The sequence below is a fragment of the Blautia sp. ZXY-1-C6 genome (assembly GCF_056339875.1).
On record NZ_JBWJVQ010000131.1, the window covers coordinates 1 to 18,101 of the forward strand.

Below are 18,101 nucleotides of genomic sequence, written 5' to 3' on the forward strand. Positions count from 1 at the left end.
AAAGACACGGCTGCATTTTTCGTAAATCTCCCCTTAATCCCTACTACACCGGAACAGGCACTTTTGCCAAATGGAACGGAAAGATTTTTTGAAAAAGGGCGTAAAAAAAGCAGCAAATCTTTTCAGACTTACTGCTTGTATGCCGCTGTGATGGGCGGTGGGTTATTCAGTTGTCACGGTCAAAGCGGAATTTGAACAGGCTTTCTATCAGTTTTTGAATGATATGCTCCTGCATTTCCACATTGATATGACCGTCCATTTTGGAACAGGCTCGGATATATCCAGCATAGTGGGATAGCACGGCTGCAACGGCTTCCGGGTCACCCTCGCTTGCCTTTACTATTGTTTCATAGGGAAGTAGCTGGCTCATGGTGTAAGCCCTCCAACTCTGCCTGCAATCTCTGTAAAATTATCTGTATGTGCCTCCCAGTGGTGCTGTGTGTCCGTCCGTACCGCTTGCCGATTTCCTTATGGGTCATACGCTCAAAGTAGTACAGATAAATGATTTCCTGTTCCATTTCCGATAGAGAGGACAGGGCTGCGGCAAGGTGCGGACTTTTCAACAGGACAGTTTGACCGCAAGCCGTAAATGGATATTCCATGCTTGTCGGCACTTCTGCAAAGTATTCATCTGTTGTACTGAACGGATAATGCTTTTCGTCCATGAGGTAGTCAAGGGAGATTTCCTTGCCTCGGCGGCTTCGTATACTCTGTGCTGCGTCTATGGCAGCGTGGCGAATAACAATCATACAAAAGGCATTGTGAGTGTGCCGGATATGCTCTTGATATTTTTCGTGTTCGGTCATGGAAAATACCCCCTTTCTGAATAGTGACAGAGGGCGGCAGCCTTTTAAGCTGTCGCCCTCTTGATTGCCGAACAGCAAAGACGGGCGGGGCTGTCAACGGCGGGCGCAGCCCGTTCATCTTACCGTTGACTGGCTCTGCTGGTTTTGCTACAAATTCTATCTCTTTATGATTTGTCGGAAAAACTCCTTACCCAAACAAAAACTACAATCGCGGTTGCAATGAGTAATTCTGCAAGAATTACAGAAGCATTCCATATTTCAAAATAGAAATGCCCAATGAAATAGACTGCAAAAAAAATCAAATAAATTCCAATCGAATACATAATATTTTTGGAAATTTGAGTGCGTTTCTGTTCCCTAACTAACATCTGTTTCTGTTGTTGTTCCAGAATTTCTGTTTTAACCGATAATTCATCTATCTCTGATGGTTTTAACAGATAATCCACGGTAACATCGAATACTTTGCTTAGTTCAACAATCTTTTCTACTTCGGGTATGACCTGCCCACTTTCCCATTTTGAAATAGACTGTCTTGAAACATTAATCTGCTCAGCCAGTTGTTCCTGTGTTAATTCTCTACTTTTGCGTAGTGCTATAAGTTTTTCTGCGAACTCCATATGTGTTCCTCCTTTTGATTTTGTGTATAAATCTTATCAAAATACTCATTTGCACTCTAGCAAGTAAGCTATACAATTACATGACAAACGGTGGAGTTTAAGTGCTTTCTTGTATATCTTGATTGTCATTCTACTTTATATGCCTATTTTAGCATAGAAAAAACGTTTTCTCTATTACTCCATTATTTTACGGAATAGTGGGCTGTCTTTCTTTATTTTAGTTGTGTTACTTTATCACACATGAGCATTTATGCAGGAGCTGTAAAGTCCTGCGGATTTGATACCCGGTCGTACTCCGGCAGCGTCCGTACATTTCCCCGATTTCCTGCTGTGTGTAATGCCCCAAAAAGTAAAGGTAGATGATTTCCCTCTTTTTCTCCGGCAGAGAGGACAAAGCGGCTGCAAGATTCCCGTTTGTGAGGATAACCCTCTGACCACACATCATAACCGGGTATTGCTTGTAGGGGTCTATGAAATAGGTGTCTGACGTACAGAATGGATAAAACTTTTCTTCTGTAAGGTATTCAAAAGATATTTCCCTTTGCCGCCGCTTATCCCTGTCACGCCATGCGTTGATAGCTGCATAGTGTATGACAACTCTGCAAAAGGCATCAAAGGTGTACTCGATATGCTCCTTATATGCTTCTGTGCAAGGCATAAATAGTTCCCCCTTTCTCCCACATAATACGGCGTATGGTTTATAAGACACTTGTTATTTCAAGGTTTCTACTGTGAATGAAGCAGAATTGCCCGAATTATTATCCCGTAAAAGTTTTTGTGCTTCCGCTTCGGAAATTTCCTTAATCTCCATAACTCCATTTTCACTATTTTCAGCAATGGAAAGATATATACTGCCACTGTTATTAAAATAGATGATGGGTTTTTTAGTATCAATGAATATACCAATTATCTGGTCGTTGTAGTACCAATACCCATCTTTTGGGTGATAAACTATGCCATAGGATTCATAATCTTGGAGCGTATTCATGTTTTCTGTCTTATCTCCAGATTCCATGCTGTAAGATTCATGATTTCTAATCATATCTCCATTTTCTGTAGAAGTGCCAGCGGGCATTGATTTAAGTCCTGAATTTTCATACTTTTCTGTATGCCTGTCATAAACTTCTTTTGTGCATTCCCGAATACCAATAAGTTTATCGTTTGTATCCCGTTCCGCTTCAATATCTACTGTTCCCGTAAAGAAATTGGTAAAACTTGCGCCGCCCACTGGGTCATTAAAAAATCGGACAACATTTCCCTTGTAAGTGTAGCACTTGCTATTCTTATCATAAATCAATCCATATTCTTCATATATCCCATAGTCAATATTACCGCCGGGCAGTTCTGCCGCCGTATCGTAATCTGAAGCATTCTCGGAAGCATGTATTGGTTTGTACTCCTGTTCTTCAAAAATTGGATTATTATTAGCTTGGGCGGAAGTTGCAAATGCTGTAGCTACCCCGACAACAATCAGACACGCCAGTACCAGCGAAAAAATAGTTGTTTTTTTTGTTTTCATAATAGCAGTTATCCTTTCTTCGATAGCATTTTTACTAAAGCTGTTACAAAATGGCAATAGCCCACTTTTCGTTGCTTCCATGTTGATAAGCATTAGCGAATAGGCAGATTTTGATTTTTCTCCAAATTGTCGTATGACGCTTTCATCACAAGCCAGTTCTATATCACGGTTAAAAAGAATATACATCACCCACACAAAGGGGTTGAACCAATGAATACAAAGGGCAAGTGTCGCAATCAGCTTTGTTACAGTATCATAGCGATAAATATGCACATATTCATGTGAGAGGACATATTGCAGTTGTTTTTCATTTTTCCAGTCCATTTTTTTCGGCACCAAAATAACAGGACGGAAAATGCCATAAGTTAATGGGGCGGAAATCCTATCAGATTGCTTTACCAAAATTGGACGTTTCAATGGGCGTTCCGCCAGCCACTTTTCTACATAATGGTTGTGGACGGGTAAAGCTGTCCGAAATTCAATCAGACAACGCAAATAGGATATTACAAAAAACAATGCGATAAGTATTATTCCTGCACACCATACAATAAACCACATGGAAACAGATGATAAAATATTCTCTGGCGGCTGTTCTGCTCCCTGTGTCGTAACAAACAGCCCTTGCATAGTGGGAATGTTGTAATCTGTTCCAGCTTCCGGCAATGTTGTAGAAGATATGCTATGAGTTACCAACGTATAAACACTAAACATTGACGGAATCGAAAACGGGATAAGCAGTCTTAATATCACCAATTCCCATAAAACAAGAAAAGTCTTTTTCGGCAGTTTATTGATTGCCACCGCACGGATAATCACTACCGCAGTAATGAAAGCAGCCCCCGAAAAGCTCATTTGCAGTAAATTCATTTACACCACCTCATTCCAAATCTTCCACAATCTGCTTGAGCTTCTGAATCTGTTCAGCGGAAAGCTTTTTTCTGCCTAACAGGGCTGCAAACAGTTTGTCAACTGAACCGTCATAAATCTTGTCAACCAATTCTTTTGTTTCCGCTTCCTGTACTTCTTCTTTGGGAATAAGGGCATGGCACATGAAATTAGGCTCGGAACGTTCAATCGCCCCTTTTTTGATACACCTTTTTATCAGTGTGTAGGTAGTATTCATGTTCCAGCCAATTTCTTTTTTCAGAACGTCGGATATGTGTTTTGCAGTGGTGTCGCCCTCGTTCCAAAGCACACACATTACTTTCAATTCTGAATCGAAAAGTTTAATATCCATTTGTTTCCTCCTTTCCACAAGACCGCAGTAGTTTCTGCTTGATTACACATTACACCTTTCTTAATCGGTTGTCAACACTACCGCAGTAGTGTTAAGAAAAAATTCATAATTTATTTTCTTGAATAGATAATGAAATGAGAGGGCTTCCGCAGCAGTCGGCACTGTGCGTAATGTGCATAACTTGCTATCTTATGGAGTTGTGGGAAAGTCCGTTTGCAGAATGTGGGAAAGCTGCTCTTTAGCTTTTCCATGTTCTGTGAACGGACTTTTCCATAACGGAATAGCAAGTTATACACATTTCCATGGTGCTTGTCGTTTGCTCTTTGGTTCGGAATAGTGTGGTGCTGGCGGTCTATCTCTTGTTTTCGGTTGTTTGCTTCTTTACTGTACATGAGCATTTGCGCCCGGATTGTCATTGCCGTAGCCCTCCATCAGATTGATTACGCCCCAGATACCAAGCCCGGCTCCAAGTGCTACAACAAGGGTCTGCAAAACGTCTACTGCGCTATTGAAAAATGCCATAAATATATCCTTTCTGCCGCGTCTGCGGCTGTCCGGCAAGCGGACAAAAGGCGGTCAGCGTATGGTCGCCGCCGCACAAAAAAACCGCCCTCTGGTAAAGGCGGCTGTCCCCGCGCTGCGTAAGTTCTGCGGCGCGGCGGTATTCAGTTGTAAGGGGTGCGGCTCCTGCCGCTGTGTACTGCGCCGGAAAGTGGGGGCGCGTATCATGTAGCCGGTATGGATAGATGTGATTGCTTCAATCGCTCCTTTCTGTGTTCCGCTGTGCTGCCGGACGTTTTTTTCAGACTTGCGGGAAGTGAATAGCTTGCGTAGCAAGGTGTTCGCTTCCCGCAAGTTCACAAAGGGGTAGCTGCCGCAAGGCAGCGTAGGGGAAGTGTAGCTTCCCCTGTCCCCCGGCGGTCTGCCATGCTGTCACTGTTGCGGGATAAGCCCCCGGCGCGTGACATACTCCGTTGCAAAACGGCGGTGTTCCGCTTCCTTTTCCCGCCAATACTCCCATAATGCAGCGTCGGCGGCTTCCGCAACATTCATTAAAAACCGTTCAAGCTGCTTTTGTTTTTCCTCTGCGCTACGTTTCCTCATGGTCTGCGTCCTCCTGTAAGTCTGCCGCGTCAAGCTCGTAATAGTCAAAAACCTCGTCGGGCTTGACAATGGCGGGGCGGCGTTTAAGGTGCTTTTCCATGTCAAAGGCGTTCTTCGGGTCTGCGTCGGACAGGTACTTGTATTTCGGGTGCTTCGTTATGTCGAATTTGTCCGAAAAGAACGGGCGCACCCCGCGTAGCTGCAAGATACATTTCCCTCCGTCCATGACTGCAATTTCATCTTCCGTCATAAGCTGCTTTCCCAATTTCTGATAGTTCAGCCCATGCGAAAGCTCCCGCCCCCTTGTTTCGGACGTGTTAAAGCTGTCTATCGTTTCTTTTCCTAAAATTTCCGATATTTCTTTAAGGGTGGTTTTCTCCTTGCCGCCCAAGAAAAGCGTGGTGTCGCAGTTGCCGACTATGGTATCGGCGTTGTCTTTGTAAATGGCTTTTAGCTGTGACTGGCTCTGCAAGATGATTGACGCGGATATTTCCCGGCTCCGTATCGTTGCAATGAGCTTTTCAAACTTTGGTATCTGCCCGATATTCGCAAATTCATCAAGTAAGCACCTAACATGGACGGGAAGCCGCCCGCCGTATTCATCATCTGCCTTGTCACAAAGCAAGTTGAATAGCTGTGTGTAAAGGATTGAAACGACAAAGTTAAAAGTGTCGTCGGTGTCGCTGATGATGACGAAAAGGGCGGTCTTTCTGTCGCCTATGGTGTCAAGCTCCATTTCGTCGGTTTCCATAAGCTCCCGCAGCTCCTTAATGTCGAATGGGGCTAACCTCGCGCCGCATGAGATAAGTATGCTTTTTGCGGTCTTGCCCGCCGCAAGTTTGTATTTTTTGTACTGCTTGACTGCAAAATGTTCCGGGTCTTTTTCTTCCAGACGTTCAAACATGAGGTCAACCGGGTTCTGGAAATCCTCGTCGTCCTCGCGGGCTTCCGACGCATTTATCATCTCAAGCAGCGTCGTGAAGTTCTTCTCGTCCTCCGGGGCTTCATACCAGATGTAGCCGATTAGCGCGGTGTAGTAGAGCTTTTCCGCTTTCACCCAGAAATCCTCGCCGGATTTTTCCCCGTCGCCTTTGGTGTTGGCGATAATGGTATTGACTAACTTCAAAATGTCCTTTTCGCTCCGCAGATAGGCAAAGGGATTGTATTTCATGGATTTTTTGAAGTTAATCGTATTTAGCACTTTGATACGGTATTTGTACCGCTGTAACATTTTCCCGGTTTCCAAAATCAGTGTTCCTTTCGGGTCAGTGACGATATACGACGTTGGAAAATCCTTTGACGTACATTGCATGAGCGACGGTTTCACAAAGAACCGGGTCTTGCCGCTGCCGGAACCGCCGATTACAAGGATATTTTTGTTTCTTGCGTATTTCGGCTGCTTCGGGCGGCTGTTCATGGTGAGCCGTTCCGTCTGCGTTAAGGGGATATTGTTCTCAAATACCGGGTCGGTGTACGGCTTTATGTCGTCAGCCCCGCCCCAACGCGCCGAACCGTATTCTGTCCCGCGGCGGTATTTCTTCGCGTTCTTGCCTTTGGTGTAGATAATCAGCCGGACAATGACCGCCCCCGCAATGCCTAAAGCTAAGTCTGCCGGGTGGAAGCTCGGCGCGATACTGGAAAAGGCGGCGGTAAAACCGTCCCCAAGATGTAGCAGCTTTGCGCTTGCGTCCGCGCCGGGGGAGAGCCGGACAGCCGCGCCCACTTTATCAAAGAGCCAGACAAAGAGCAGATACGGGAGATTTAGGATAAGCAGCTTCTTGATTTCCGGCTTCATAGCGATACCTCCCTGTCCTTGTTCTTGACCTTTGCCCGTTCCGCGTTTCTGCCCTGTGCAGCTTCTTTGAGGGTAGAGAGCAGCTTTCGGATTGAGGGCTTTTTCTCCTGTGTCAGCTTTTTTGCGGAAAATTCCTTAAAGGCTGCGGTCAGTACGTCCGCGTCCCGCCCCTTGAAGAAAACCAGATAGCGGGGCGGGCTTTCCGTCGCGTCCTTTTTCAGCGCAAAGTCGATACCGTACTTTTTCGCCGTACTCTCAAAGGCTTTGATATTGCCCTCGGTAATCTCAATGTTGGAAACGCCCGCGTTCTGCTTCATAAGCTGCTTTAAGCTCTGCTTGCCCTGTGGCGGTTTTGCAAGCTGCTTTTTGCCCTTTGACAGTATGGCTTTCATTGCCTTTTGGAGCGTCTGCGCGGTCAGCTTCCCGGTCTTGATGTAAAGGGCTATGGTCTTTTCGTTTACTTCGTCCTGCAATTTGTCGCGTCCTCCTTTCGCGTTTCTTTATGGGGCGGCGGTCAGATACGCACCCGCAGCCCGTTCAAGTCCTCGGCTCTGATACCCACAAGATACCAGTTGTCGCCGTACTCAATCCGGGTCGGCTTCCACTTGCCCCGCACGAATACGTCAAAGCACTCGCCGCAATGCAAGCCCCCGTAGTAGCTGTTTAAGTCAAAGCGGATGTCGTAACGGTCGGTGCGCTCGTCAAATACCAATGCTCCTGTCATTTTCTGTGCCATAATAAAATCCTCCTTTTGTGGTTGTGGGTGGTTACAGGCTTTCGCCCTCATTGCATGAATAATAGTCCGGGTCGCCGTACTGCGGCTTTTTCGGTGACAGTGCGCCGCTTGCCATGTCATGGGCGACAAGGGAAGTGTAGTAGTTGCCGATTGTGGACGGGGCGTTGAAAAGGGCGGCTTTCAGATATTGCTTGATGTTGCGGATTTTGGTTGTGTTCTCCCGCATACAGTCAAGCACAAAGCGGATATGCTCGCCGTCTAGTTTCATAAACTTTGACTTCACAAGCTCTGCCGGGTAGTCGTCCCCCGCAATCCGTACCCGCTTTCTGGCGGTGCATACGGTTTCAAGCATGAGGTCTACAATCTCGTCCAGCCTGTCACTGTCAAACTTCATGTCCTGTTTGAGAATGTGGTAGTCGATATTGTCCTTGATGATTTCCCGGTATATATCAACTGCGCTCTGTGCTGCCGCTTCCGTTCCTTTCCGTTCCGGCGGCGCAGCCGCTTCTCTGCAAGGAGAGGGGTTAGGGGAAAGGATAGGAATGGAATGGGTACTTGATAAATCTGTATTTGATTTTTCTTTTTTTGGTAAGTCAGTTCTTTGTATATCTTTATTTAATTGCGTTGGATTTTCCAACGTAGGTTTTTCCAATGTTGGTTTTTCCTGCATTGGATTATCCAATGTTGGATTTTCCAATGTAGGTAAATCCGGCGTAGGCGGCTGCGGCTGCTCGAATATCACATAGTCCGCGCCCCGCAAGCGTCCTTTCTCGTCGCGCTCCCTTGAACGGACGATATACCCGGCGCGTTCAAGTTCCTTAATGGCTTCGCGGATAGCGTCTATCTTCTCCCGGTTGATAAGGGATAAGCCTTTCAAGGTGTAGTCCCAATCTTCGGGGAGTGACAGCATTTGCGACAACAGCCCCTTTGCCTTTAGGGAAAGCTCCTTGTTGCGTAGGTGGTGGTTGCTCATTACGGTATAGCCCTTGTTTCGTTCCACTCTGAAAACTGCCATAGTTCATAGCTCCTTTGCTTTGGATTTGTTACGCAGTAGAAGCGCGGTTTCGGGGGATAAGGTATAAATCCCTTTCCGCGCCAGATACGCGCCCGGAAAACCGCTTGTAGCAAGGCTTTTTCTGCCCCTACTGCGTAACAAAGGGCATGAAAAAAGCGGCGTTCCTGTTCTCCCATGTAGAGAGTAAGAAACGCCGCTTCTGCGTCGTATTCAGTTTTTAGTACAATACCCTGCTTGTCCGTCGCTCGAAAAACCTTGATTTTCCAGTGTTTTCAAAAGTATCGTTATCTAACGTCAGCTTTTGACAGACCGGGATTTGAACGGATGATGAATGATGTCAGGGAAGGTAAAATAAACTGTATTCTGGTAAAGGATTTCTCACGATTTGGAAGAAATTATATCGAAACTGGCAACTATCTGGAAAAGATTCTTCCTTTTATGAAAGTGCGGTTTATTTCTGTATGTGACAACTATGATTCATTTGCACCGGATGCCAAGAATCAGGAATTATCCATGAATATCAAGAATCTGGTGAATGATGCTTATGCGAAAGACATTTCCGCAAAAGAACGGGCAGCGAAACGTATTGCACAAAAAAACGGTGAGTATGTGGGATCTACAGCTCCATATGGATATTGTGTGGAAAAGATAAAATGGAATTTATAAGTTGATGGTGGAACCGGAAGCTGCAAAGATTGTCCGCAGGATTTTTGAAGAATATGCTTCGGGAGATGGCATACAGGGCATTATTGACAGGCTGTTTGAGGATAGGGTACATCGGATTTCAGATTATAACCAATATCATCATGTGTACTGTCAGGACGGAGAGAACCTTCATCAGTGGGGAAATTCTTCGATACGTGCAGTGCTGAACCGGAATAATTATTATGGCGATCTGGTTCAGAGAAAATATGAATCCAGATTTCAAAGAGGTGAAAAATGGTGTGACATATTGGACGAGAGCCAGTGGATTATTACGCCAAATGCCCATGAGCCAATTATTAGCAGAGAATTGTTTGAAAAAGCACAGGTCAGGCTAAAAGCAGCACAACAGAAAGCAACAAAAACTACTGCAGGGTGGGAAGATGATGAAAGAGCATTTTACAATGTATTCTATTGTGGTGATTGTAAGCGGAAAATGTGTACACGTAGATACAGAGGCAATGTGTATTACTTTTGCAATGCTGCCTGGTATCGGGATGAAAGAAAATGTAGTCACAAATCTATTTCCGAGGAGAAGCTGCAGAAAATTGTCCGTTCGGAGCTGACCAGACAGTTTCAGTTATCTGGATTGCGGAAAAAGGATATGTCTGTTATAAGCAGTGCGGTATTTCTTTCCAAAATCAATGAGATTCAAACTGAGATCAGAAAACTGGATGCAGATATGGAAAGACGTTCAGAAAAACTGGCACAGGCATTTATGAAATATAAAGAGGGTGAACTTTCCAAAGAAGCCTATATAGAAATGAAAGATGACCGTAATAACTGGAAAGAGTTTTGTGAAGAGAGAAAGAAGTCTCTGGAGCAGACCATACGAAAGCTGGAAAAACAGCAGAAAGAAGAAGCCAGATTTTTACGAAGTCTGTTGGAACTGGATGGGACAACCAGAATCAATGCGGAACTTGCAGAGGGCTTGATTGAAAGTATGTATCTGTATGGTGATGGCAGACTGGAAATCAACTTCGGGTTTAAGGGGGCGGTAGAACATGAGTGATCAGAAACTGATTATTGGATATTACCGTCTTTCCATGGAAGATGATTCAGAGGGAGAAAGTAACAGCATTATCAATCAGAGAAAACTGGTAAAAGATTATATTTCCCATATTCCGGAGCTTGCTGCTATGCCATTTCAGGAGTTTTACGATGACGGATATTCTGGTTCCAGTATGGAGCGCCCGGCAATTAAGCAGGTTCTGGAACTTGCCAGAGAGAATAAAGTTCAGTGTATTGTGGTAAAAGATTTTTCCCGTTTTGCCAGAAACTATATTGAGATGGGAACTTATCTAGAGCAGATTTTTCCATTTCTTGGAGTACGCTTCATTTCTATCTCAGATCGATATGATTCTAAAGATTATAAAGGAAAGAATTCAGACATCGAAGTACAGTTTAAAGGACTGATCGCAGACTTTTATGTGAAAGACCAGTCTGTAAAGGTAAAGGCAGCAGTCAGCACCCGACGAGGAAAAGGTGAATATTGCTGTGGCTCTGCACCTTATGGGTATCGAATCAATCCTGAAAATAAGAGAGAACTGGTGATTGTAGAGGACGAAGCAGAAGTGATCCGCAGAGTATTTGAACTGACCAATCAGCGATATTCCAAGATGGAGATTTGTAAGTTATTCAATGAAGAGGGTGTATTGACTCCCTTGCAGTCTATGAGCAGACGACAGAAATCAGGCAGTAAGAAAGCTTCATCAAGAGGATTGCAGTGGACGAGTGATATGATACGGAAGATTGTAGATGATAAGACTTATATAGGCTGTATGGTCTATGGAAAGACAAAGATTCCAGATCCCGGAACTGGGAAAGAAGTACCGGTACCGAGAAATCAGTGGAAAGTGATGGAAAATCATCACGAGCCGATTGTATCAAAAGAAGTTTTTGAAAAAGCACAGTCCCTTCAGATCAGATACACCAAGAAAAGCAAATTTGACAGGGAAACAACACTATTAGGTGGCTATGTAAAATGCGGGAATTGTTGCAGAAGCCTGACTTCAAGCAGTCCGATTCATAGTCATATTCTTTATAGCTGTGCTTACAGTAAAGGAAAAGAAGATACAGGATGTTTTGCCGGGAAAGCGGATAACAAAATGCTGGAGCATATCGTGCTGGCAGAAATAAAGGCTTACTTACGTCAGAATATCAGCCAAGAACAGATGCAGCAATCCATGAGAAAACAGCATGAGGAAAGTATAGAAGCCTATAAGACGGAAAGTGCAGATTGTGAAAAGTGTCAAGAACAAATAAAAATCCAGAACCGCCAGAACTATGAGAAGTATCACGAGGGACAGATGAACCAGAATCAGTTTATGGAAGCCAAGAAGCAGTTGGAAGAAGAAAGAGAACGACTGCAGAAACGTGTACAGGAACTGGATGAGTTGATAAACGACGAGAAAGAAATCCTGATGAAAAAGAATGTTCCGGTGGAGCAAATGTTGAAGTATTTAGGCTATGAGAATCTGACACGAGAGATGCTGGAAGAATATGTGCAGGGAATATATGTGTATGATGACGGGAGAGTGGAGGTGGAGTATAAATAGCAACAAATTAGCATATAATAACAATAAAATTGTTGATAAAAAGCAATAATGATGTATAATTATATAAAGAAATGGAAAGGAGATGCAAAAAAAATGTTGTTAAACTTTAAAATGGAAAACTTTAGGTCATTTAAAGATGAGACTTTTTTTACAATGCTTTCAAGTAAACAGAAAACGCATAATGATTATGTGATAGATAAAAGTGTAAATGGTAATAAGTTAAGAGTATTACCAATGACTGTCATTTATGGAGCAAATGCATGTGGAAAATCCAACATTGTGTTGGCAATGGATATATTAAAAAAAATGGTTATGAAAGGAACCTTAAATTGCAAAGAGCTGGAATCTTATAAAAGTATGTTATCTTTTATTAGAGATACAAGTTGGTATGATCCGGTTTCTTTAGAAATTACATTTTCCACTCAAAATAATATTTATAGATACGGAATTAAGTTTACGGATATTGATGTATATAAAATTGAAGAAGAGGTTCTTTATGTTAATGATGACTTGTTCTTTTCACGAGATGATGAAAATCAAATTTATGTGGATGTAAAGAAATTAGTAAAAAAAGGTTATATTAATAAGGATGATGCGGATTTTTCTGAACGCTTGATTCACAAATTGAACCAGACATTGGATAAACAAAAGTTAGTTGTAGCAGGTGCAATTAGCAATTTGTTTGATAAAAAATATTTTGAGGATTTTAATTTATGGTTTGAAAAATTTAATGTTATTATGAATGCAAATGACATGAATTTTAGACAAAAAGACTTAAAGACGATATTTAATAAAAAACCAGATAAAGATATTCGTAGAAATATTTTCGAAAGTGCCTCAGTTAAAGAAGTTATGAATATAGCTGAGTTTGGAAATCAAAAAATTGGATTTATGGCAGAAACAGATAATGATGAATTATCTATGTGTTCAATGTATCAAGTACCATTAAGAAAAGATGAGCAACCACAAAAAAAATATGCAATATCCATGATTGTAGATTCAGAGCTGATGGAATCGAGAGGAACTATCCATTTGATTAGATTGTTACAACCGTTTATAGATGTTTTAGATAATGGCGGGGTCATTGTTTTGGATGAAATGGATGCTTCATTGCATTTTGAAATTGTTGTATCGCTGATAAGAATTTTTAACAATAAAGATATCAATAAAAATAATGCTCAGTTAATTTTCAATACGCATAATCCAATATATTTAGACGGTGAATTGCTTAGACATGATCAAATTGTAATGGTTGAAAAGCGAAGGAATGATATGGTGAGCGAATATATTCTTTAGCAGATTACAAATTACGTCCAGAAGAAAGAATATTAAAAAATTATTTGAATGGAAAATATGGAGCATTGCCACATATGGATTTGGAAATTGCATTTAAGCACATATTGGAAAGAGAGGCGAATAATCTTGAATCGTCCAAAGAACAATAAAATACGAAGACCACAATTCCTCTGCATTGTAGGATGTGAGGGAAAAAACCAGGAAAGAATATATTTTGATAAAGTAGCAGAATTAGTGAATTGCGTTGAAGAAAGAACGCATGATTTAGTATTTGATTATGCGGAACCATATGGCGGAAATCCTAAGTGTGTGGTAGAACGAACTATTCAGAAATCTATTGGTAAGGAAAACAAAGTATCTGTTTTTGATTATGACGGAAAAAAGGATAAGTATGAAGAAGCAATAGATTTGGCAATAGAAAATAAGATTGAATTAGGATATACAAATTATTGTTTTGATTTATGGCTGATTCTTCATAAAGAAGACTATTTTGATATAGTACAAAATCAGGATGCATATGCTGATAAATTACGACAAGTTTTTGGGTTAGCAGCAGATGCAAACATAAAAAAAGAAAAAAGGGTAACGGAAATAGTCAATCAAATCGGATTATCTGATATAAAGAATGCAATTCAAAGGGGTAAAAAAATATCAGAGGATAATCAGGGTAAAGAGGCAAATAAAACGCCAAAAGAAAACAGATATTATGATAATCCAGATACGCAAATGCATGTGTTGCTACAATTTTTATTTGCGAAAGTAGGAATAAATATTGACGCATTAGGATAGAAAAGATGTAGCAATGACGTTACATCCTCCCCACCTACTTTGTGACAATTATATAACGTCCTCTATACAGAAATATGCGGTTTTAAGCCATTTTGGTGGCAAAAGAGCCGCATATTTTTTGTAGCAATGACTTGACATCCTCGGGGGCACTTTGTTTGGAGAATAGTTTTCCAAAATGAAAATGTTGTAGGTATGAGGAAAACATGTTATGGTATGTATACAATGCGTAAAGAGGAGCAGAAAAAATGAAGTACGAACATATCACAGAGGGCCGTTTCATAGATCGTCCTAATCGGTTTATTGCACATGTGGAGATCAATGGGCAGGTGGAAACGGTTCATGTAAAGAATACAGGCAGGTGCAGGGAGCTTCTGGTCCCGGGTACACAGGTTTTTCTGGAAAAGAGTAGCAATCCGGCGAGAAAGACAGCCTATGATCTAATCTGCGTAAATAAAAAGGGCAGGGGCCTGATTAATATGGATTCTCAGATTCCCAATAAAGCAGCACTGGAGTGGGTAAAGGCAGGACATCTTTTTCCGGAAAAAGTTCAGGTAACGCCGGAGAAGACCTATGGAAATTCCAGATTTGATCTTTATGTCTGTTCAGAGAAACGCAAGGCTTTTATAGAAGTAAAAGGTGTCACTCTGGAGTCGGATAATATAGCACGCTTCCCCGATGCACCGACAGAAAGAGGTGTGAAACATCTGAAGGAGCTGATCCATTGTATGCAGGAAGGATACGAAGCTTATCTGCTTCTGGTGATCCAGATGAAGGGAGTTGACAGGTTTGAGCCCAACTGGGAGACTCATCGGGAATTTGGAGAAACCCTGCAGGAGGCAAAAAAGGCAGGAGTGCATATTTTGGCCTATGACTGCCTGGTAGAACCTGACAGAATGGAAATTCAGGATCCGGTACCTGTATGCCTTGCTTCTGACTGGAAATAAAAAAGTATTCCCGCAATCAGCAGGTCCTATTCAAAATTCCATTGCCGCAGGCAATCTGGAATGAATTTTGGCTACGTTACTGTGAACAGTAACGTGTGTTTTATATTTCAGAGCAGTAAATAATTGTAGACATGAAAGTATATGAAATGTATAATCTGTATCAGAAGTTTTGTTGATAGATTTATAGGAAGATCAGTCAAAAAACTGAGATGATTATGAAAAAAGTTCCTGTAAAAGTTTTTTACGTGGGACTTTTTTTGCACCGTTTTGATGTTTACCCGAATTGGATAAGCCCTCTGTTTTAATTGGGAAAACAAGGTCACTGACACGCAGGTTATGAAACAGTAATAAATGGAAAGGAACTGGATATGAGAAAAAATCGAAAGAATGACTCCCATACCCGCAGAAAAAGAATTTGTATTGCAGCACTTCTTCTGGCAGGCAGCCTTATACCGGGAGGATGTGGAATAAAGAAAGAGAAAACATCGGACAGTGAATTGCCGGAGATTGTTATCGGAATAGATTATTTTGAACCTTACAGCTATCAGACGAGTGATGGCGAGTATAAAGGTATTGATGTGGAACTTGCAGAGGAAGCCTTTCAGAGGCTGGGTTATCAGCCTGAATTTGAGAAGGTTGTCTGGGAAGATAAAGAGAAACTTTTGTCAGATGGAACAATAGACTGTCTGTGGAGCTGCTATTCCATGAATGAAAGAGAAAACAAATATCAGTGGGCAGGACCGTATATGTACAGTCGTCAGATGGTGGTTGTAAGAGCCGAGAGTGAAATCCGGACACTTCAGGATCTGAAAGGGAAGAGGATTGCAGTTCAGGCGACTACAAAAGCAGAAGATCTCTTTCTTCATAATATAAAATCAGATCTTCCGCATGCAGAACAGGTGAACTGTTTTTCTTCGTCGAATGAGCTTTATGCTGCACTTAGAAAAAATTATGCAGATGCGATTGCGGGACATGAGGCAATGCTTGGCAGTCTGATACAGGATGGCAAGGGCGTTTACCGTATGCTGGAGGAAAGTCCTTATAAATCAGAACTTGGAATTGCTTTCAAAAAAGGAACTCACGAAGAATTGGCAGAAAAGCTTACAGAAACGCTTACAGAGATGCAAAGCGAAGGGATTACAGAAAAAATAGTTACAAAATACGGATTGGATGCGGACGAAACTCTGCCGGGAGGAGAAAGTAAATGAGCAGACAGATAAGAAGGCAGATACCGCAGAAACAGAAGAAAAAGAGGGTCGACAGAAATGCGTGTTTGCTTGTGTTTATTCTGATTTTTTCCGGAATACTGACTTTTCTTCTGCTGACAGCGAGAGATAATAGCAAGCTGAACAGTACTCTGGATGAGACCTTTGATTTTGTAAAAAACCGAATTGAAAGTTATGAGATTTATAACACCAATGATCAGGTGAAAAGCCTGGTACGTCTTTTGGACAAAACAACAGAATTAAGCAGAGTCATAGAACAGGAAGGAAATCTCAGTACAGAAATGCTAGACGAATATGCCAGGGAACAGCGCCTGACAGGAATCCTTGTACTGGATCAGAATCTGAAGGTGACAGAACAGAGTGCAAAAGATGGAGATACTATGTCGCTGTGGCAGAAGCTGATCAAAAGTGATTATGTACGTGATATTGCAGAGCATCCGGAAAAGACTTATACCACTCGTCTGAGAAATAAAGGAAAGATCTATGATTTTGCGGCAGTGGCAAGACAGGATGCAGCAGGTATCCTGATCACATATGCGCAGAAGGAGGAAGTAAATGAGCTTAACGGAGATCTGACGATGGCATCGTTATTTTCTGACTTTCCTTTTGAGATGAATGGAAGTGTTGTGATCTGTGATGATGATAAGGTTGTCAGTACAAACAGACAGGAGCTGACTGCCCGCTCTATAGAAGAAGCAAAAAGTCAGTATAAAAATAAATTTGAGGTAGATGAGAATGGAATTGTCCATCTTCGTTCAGAGACAGGAAACTGGTTCGGACGTCGGGAGAAGATCAAAGACTACGATGCATATATCTTTTTCCCGGAAAGTCAGGTGTACATCACACGAAATATTATATGTGTGATTTATGTGCTGCTTGCACTGCTCCTTTTCTTACTTTATCGGGTGAACAGGAGCAGAACAGAAAAGAGAAGTATCCTTCAGGACCAGAAAAGACTTCGGGTGATCAATGCACTGGGGCATGCATATGCCTCTATTTCTCTTGTGAATCTAAAAACAGAGGAAATCGAAATCCTGAAATCTTCAGGAAATATGAAGCCAGATCAGAAAGGGGATATGCTTTTCAAAGCGCATCAGGAAGAACTTATAAGGCAGGTGATTGCAGAGCCATTTCAGAAGGCATACTGGGAATTTGTCGATATAAGTACGGTGGCAAAACGTCTGGAAGAACGTGAAACGCTGAGTTTTACAGCTCGGACAGTGGATGAAAGATGGATGACAATGATCATTGTGCCACAGGGATATGATAAAGATGGGAAATTGTGTACAGTTCTGGTTGCAATCCGTGATGCGACAGAAGAAAAAGAACGTGAGATTGCGCAGGATAGGAATCTGAGAAATGCACTTGCGGCTGCAGAACATGCGAACAGGGCGAAGACTGTGTTTCTGAATAATATGTCTCATGATATCCGCACGCCGATGAATGCGGTCATTGGATTTACTGCGCTTGCGACAACACATATTGACAATAAGGAGCTTGTTCTGGATTATCTGAAAAAAATCCATATATCCGGTCAGCATCTGCTCAGCCTAATCAATGATGTGCTGGATATGAGCAGAATCGAGAACGGTTCCGTACGGATTGAATATACAGTTGTACACCTGCCGGATATCTTGCATGACTTAAATACAATTATACAGGAATCTGTACATTCTAAACAGCAGGAGCTGTATATTGATACACAGGATGTACTCCATGAAGATATCATTACCGACAAGTTGCGCCTGACGCAGGTG

The 18,101-nt window shown here is 42.2% G+C and carries 21 protein-coding genes; 9 read left to right on the forward strand and 12 right to left on the reverse strand.

Annotated elements, in window-relative coordinates:
* A partial coding sequence (locus AC075J_RS05015; RefSeq protein ID WP_476390097.1) for a hypothetical protein occupies positions 1-195 on the forward strand: 195 nt, incomplete at its 5' end.
* On the opposite strand, the gene AC075J_RS05020 is transcribed toward AC075J_RS05015, so the two are convergent.
* The 12 genes from AC075J_RS05020 to AC075J_RS05075 all read right to left on the reverse strand — a co-directional run bounded on the left by AC075J_RS05020 (position 167) and on the right by AC075J_RS05075 (position 8,829).
* Complete coding sequence (locus tag AC075J_RS05020; RefSeq protein ID WP_117457836.1) at positions 167-370, reverse strand: helix-turn-helix domain-containing protein; 204 nt, start codon at positions 368-370, stop codon at positions 167-169. The two genes, AC075J_RS05015 and AC075J_RS05020, sit on opposite strands and share 29 nt — an antisense overlap.
* Entirely contained in the window at positions 348-806 is a 459-nt protein-coding gene (locus AC075J_RS05025) for an RNA polymerase sigma factor (protein WP_118512300.1), read from the reverse strand. The genes AC075J_RS05020 and AC075J_RS05025 overlap by 23 nt, the downstream gene beginning before the upstream one ends.
* Positions 807-970: 164 nt before the next feature.
* Positions 971-1,423, reverse strand: a complete 453-nt coding sequence (locus AC075J_RS05030; RefSeq protein WP_117846029.1) for a helix-turn-helix domain-containing protein — start codon at positions 1,421-1,423, stop codon at positions 971-973.
* A gap of 226 nt (positions 1,424-1,649) precedes the next feature.
* The gene (locus AC075J_RS05035) at positions 1,650-2,081 is read right to left on the reverse strand and encodes an RNA polymerase sigma factor (protein ID WP_117846027.1); all 432 of its coding nucleotides are present in this window, start codon (positions 2,079-2,081) and stop codon (positions 1,650-1,652) included.
* Positions 2,082-2,135: 54 nt separating this feature from the next.
* A complete protein-coding gene (locus tag AC075J_RS05040; RefSeq protein ID WP_020993729.1) occupies positions 2,136-3,809 on the reverse strand; it encodes a M56 family metallopeptidase in 1,674 nt (557 codons plus the stop codon).
* A gap of 10 nt (positions 3,810-3,819) precedes the next feature.
* Complete coding sequence (locus tag AC075J_RS05045; protein ID WP_008704785.1) at positions 3,820-4,179, reverse strand: BlaI/MecI/CopY family transcriptional regulator; 360 nt, start codon at positions 4,177-4,179, stop codon at positions 3,820-3,822.
* Positions 4,180-4,560: 381 nt separating this feature from the next.
* A complete protein-coding gene (locus AC075J_RS05050) occupies positions 4,561-4,701 on the reverse strand; it encodes a Maff2 family mobile element protein (protein WP_103242224.1) in 141 nt (46 codons plus the stop codon).
* Between the two features lie 411 nt (positions 4,702-5,112).
* Positions 5,113-5,283, reverse strand: a complete 171-nt coding sequence (locus AC075J_RS05055; protein WP_002569167.1) for a hypothetical protein — start codon at positions 5,281-5,283, stop codon at positions 5,113-5,115.
* A complete protein-coding gene (locus AC075J_RS05060; protein ID WP_007037036.1) occupies positions 5,270-7,078 on the reverse strand; it encodes a VirD4-like conjugal transfer protein, CD1115 family in 1,809 nt (602 codons plus the stop codon). Before AC075J_RS05060 ends, AC075J_RS05055 begins: the two co-directional genes overlap by 14 nt.
* Positions 7,075-7,551, reverse strand: a complete 477-nt coding sequence (locus tag AC075J_RS05065; RefSeq protein WP_007037035.1) for a PcfB family protein — start codon at positions 7,549-7,551, stop codon at positions 7,075-7,077. The genes AC075J_RS05060 and AC075J_RS05065 overlap by 4 nt, the downstream gene beginning before the upstream one ends.
* A 41-nt stretch (positions 7,552-7,592) precedes the next feature.
* Positions 7,593-7,814, reverse strand: coding sequence for a DUF5348 domain-containing protein (locus AC075J_RS05070; protein WP_002569164.1), 222 nt, complete (start codon positions 7,812-7,814; stop codon positions 7,593-7,595).
* A gap of 31 nt (positions 7,815-7,845) precedes the next feature.
* Positions 7,846-8,829 carry a DUF6017 domain-containing protein gene (locus tag AC075J_RS05075; protein ID WP_007037034.1) on the reverse strand — a complete coding sequence of 328 codons (984 nt, stop codon included), beginning with the start codon at positions 8,827-8,829 and terminating at the stop codon, positions 7,846-7,848.
* Between the two features lie 324 nt (positions 8,830-9,153).
* Here AC075J_RS05075 and AC075J_RS05080 point away from each other — a divergent pair, with 324 nt between their 5' ends.
* The 8 genes from AC075J_RS05080 to AC075J_RS05115 form a co-directional block, all read left to right on the forward strand.
* The gene (locus tag AC075J_RS05080) at positions 9,154-9,495 is read left to right on the forward strand and encodes a recombinase family protein (protein ID WP_476390098.1); all 342 of its coding nucleotides are present in this window, start codon (positions 9,154-9,156) and stop codon (positions 9,493-9,495) included.
* A 4-nt stretch (positions 9,496-9,499) separates the two neighbouring features.
* Positions 9,500-10,543 carry a recombinase family protein gene (locus tag AC075J_RS05085; RefSeq protein ID WP_476390101.1) on the forward strand — a complete coding sequence of 348 codons (1,044 nt, stop codon included), beginning with the start codon at positions 9,500-9,502 and terminating at the stop codon, positions 10,541-10,543.
* Positions 10,536-12,089, forward strand: coding sequence for a recombinase family protein (locus tag AC075J_RS05090; protein WP_055199802.1), 1,554 nt, complete (start codon positions 10,536-10,538; stop codon positions 12,087-12,089). The genes AC075J_RS05085 and AC075J_RS05090 overlap by 8 nt, the downstream gene beginning before the upstream one ends.
* A gap of 93 nt (positions 12,090-12,182) precedes the next feature.
* Positions 12,183-13,385: an AAA family ATPase gene (locus tag AC075J_RS05095; RefSeq protein ID WP_476390099.1), complete on the forward strand. Its 1,203-nt coding sequence runs from the start codon at positions 12,183-12,185 to the stop codon at positions 13,383-13,385.
* Between the two features lie 126 nt (positions 13,386-13,511).
* The gene (locus tag AC075J_RS05100; protein ID WP_008706409.1) at positions 13,512-14,174 is read left to right on the forward strand and encodes an RloB family protein; all 663 of its coding nucleotides are present in this window, start codon (positions 13,512-13,514) and stop codon (positions 14,172-14,174) included.
* A gap of 245 nt (positions 14,175-14,419) precedes the next feature.
* Positions 14,420-15,118: a DNA/RNA nuclease SfsA gene (sfsA, locus tag AC075J_RS05105; RefSeq protein WP_055199801.1), complete on the forward strand. Its 699-nt coding sequence runs from the start codon at positions 14,420-14,422 to the stop codon at positions 15,116-15,118.
* A 368-nt stretch (positions 15,119-15,486) separates the two neighbouring features.
* Positions 15,487-16,326: a substrate-binding periplasmic protein gene (locus AC075J_RS05110; RefSeq protein WP_070102113.1), complete on the forward strand. Its 840-nt coding sequence runs from the start codon at positions 15,487-15,489 to the stop codon at positions 16,324-16,326.
* The coding region (locus AC075J_RS05115; protein ID WP_476390100.1) for a sensor histidine kinase at positions 16,323-18,101 on the forward strand (1,779 nt) is incomplete at its 3' end. The genes AC075J_RS05110 and AC075J_RS05115, both read left to right, overlap by 4 nt.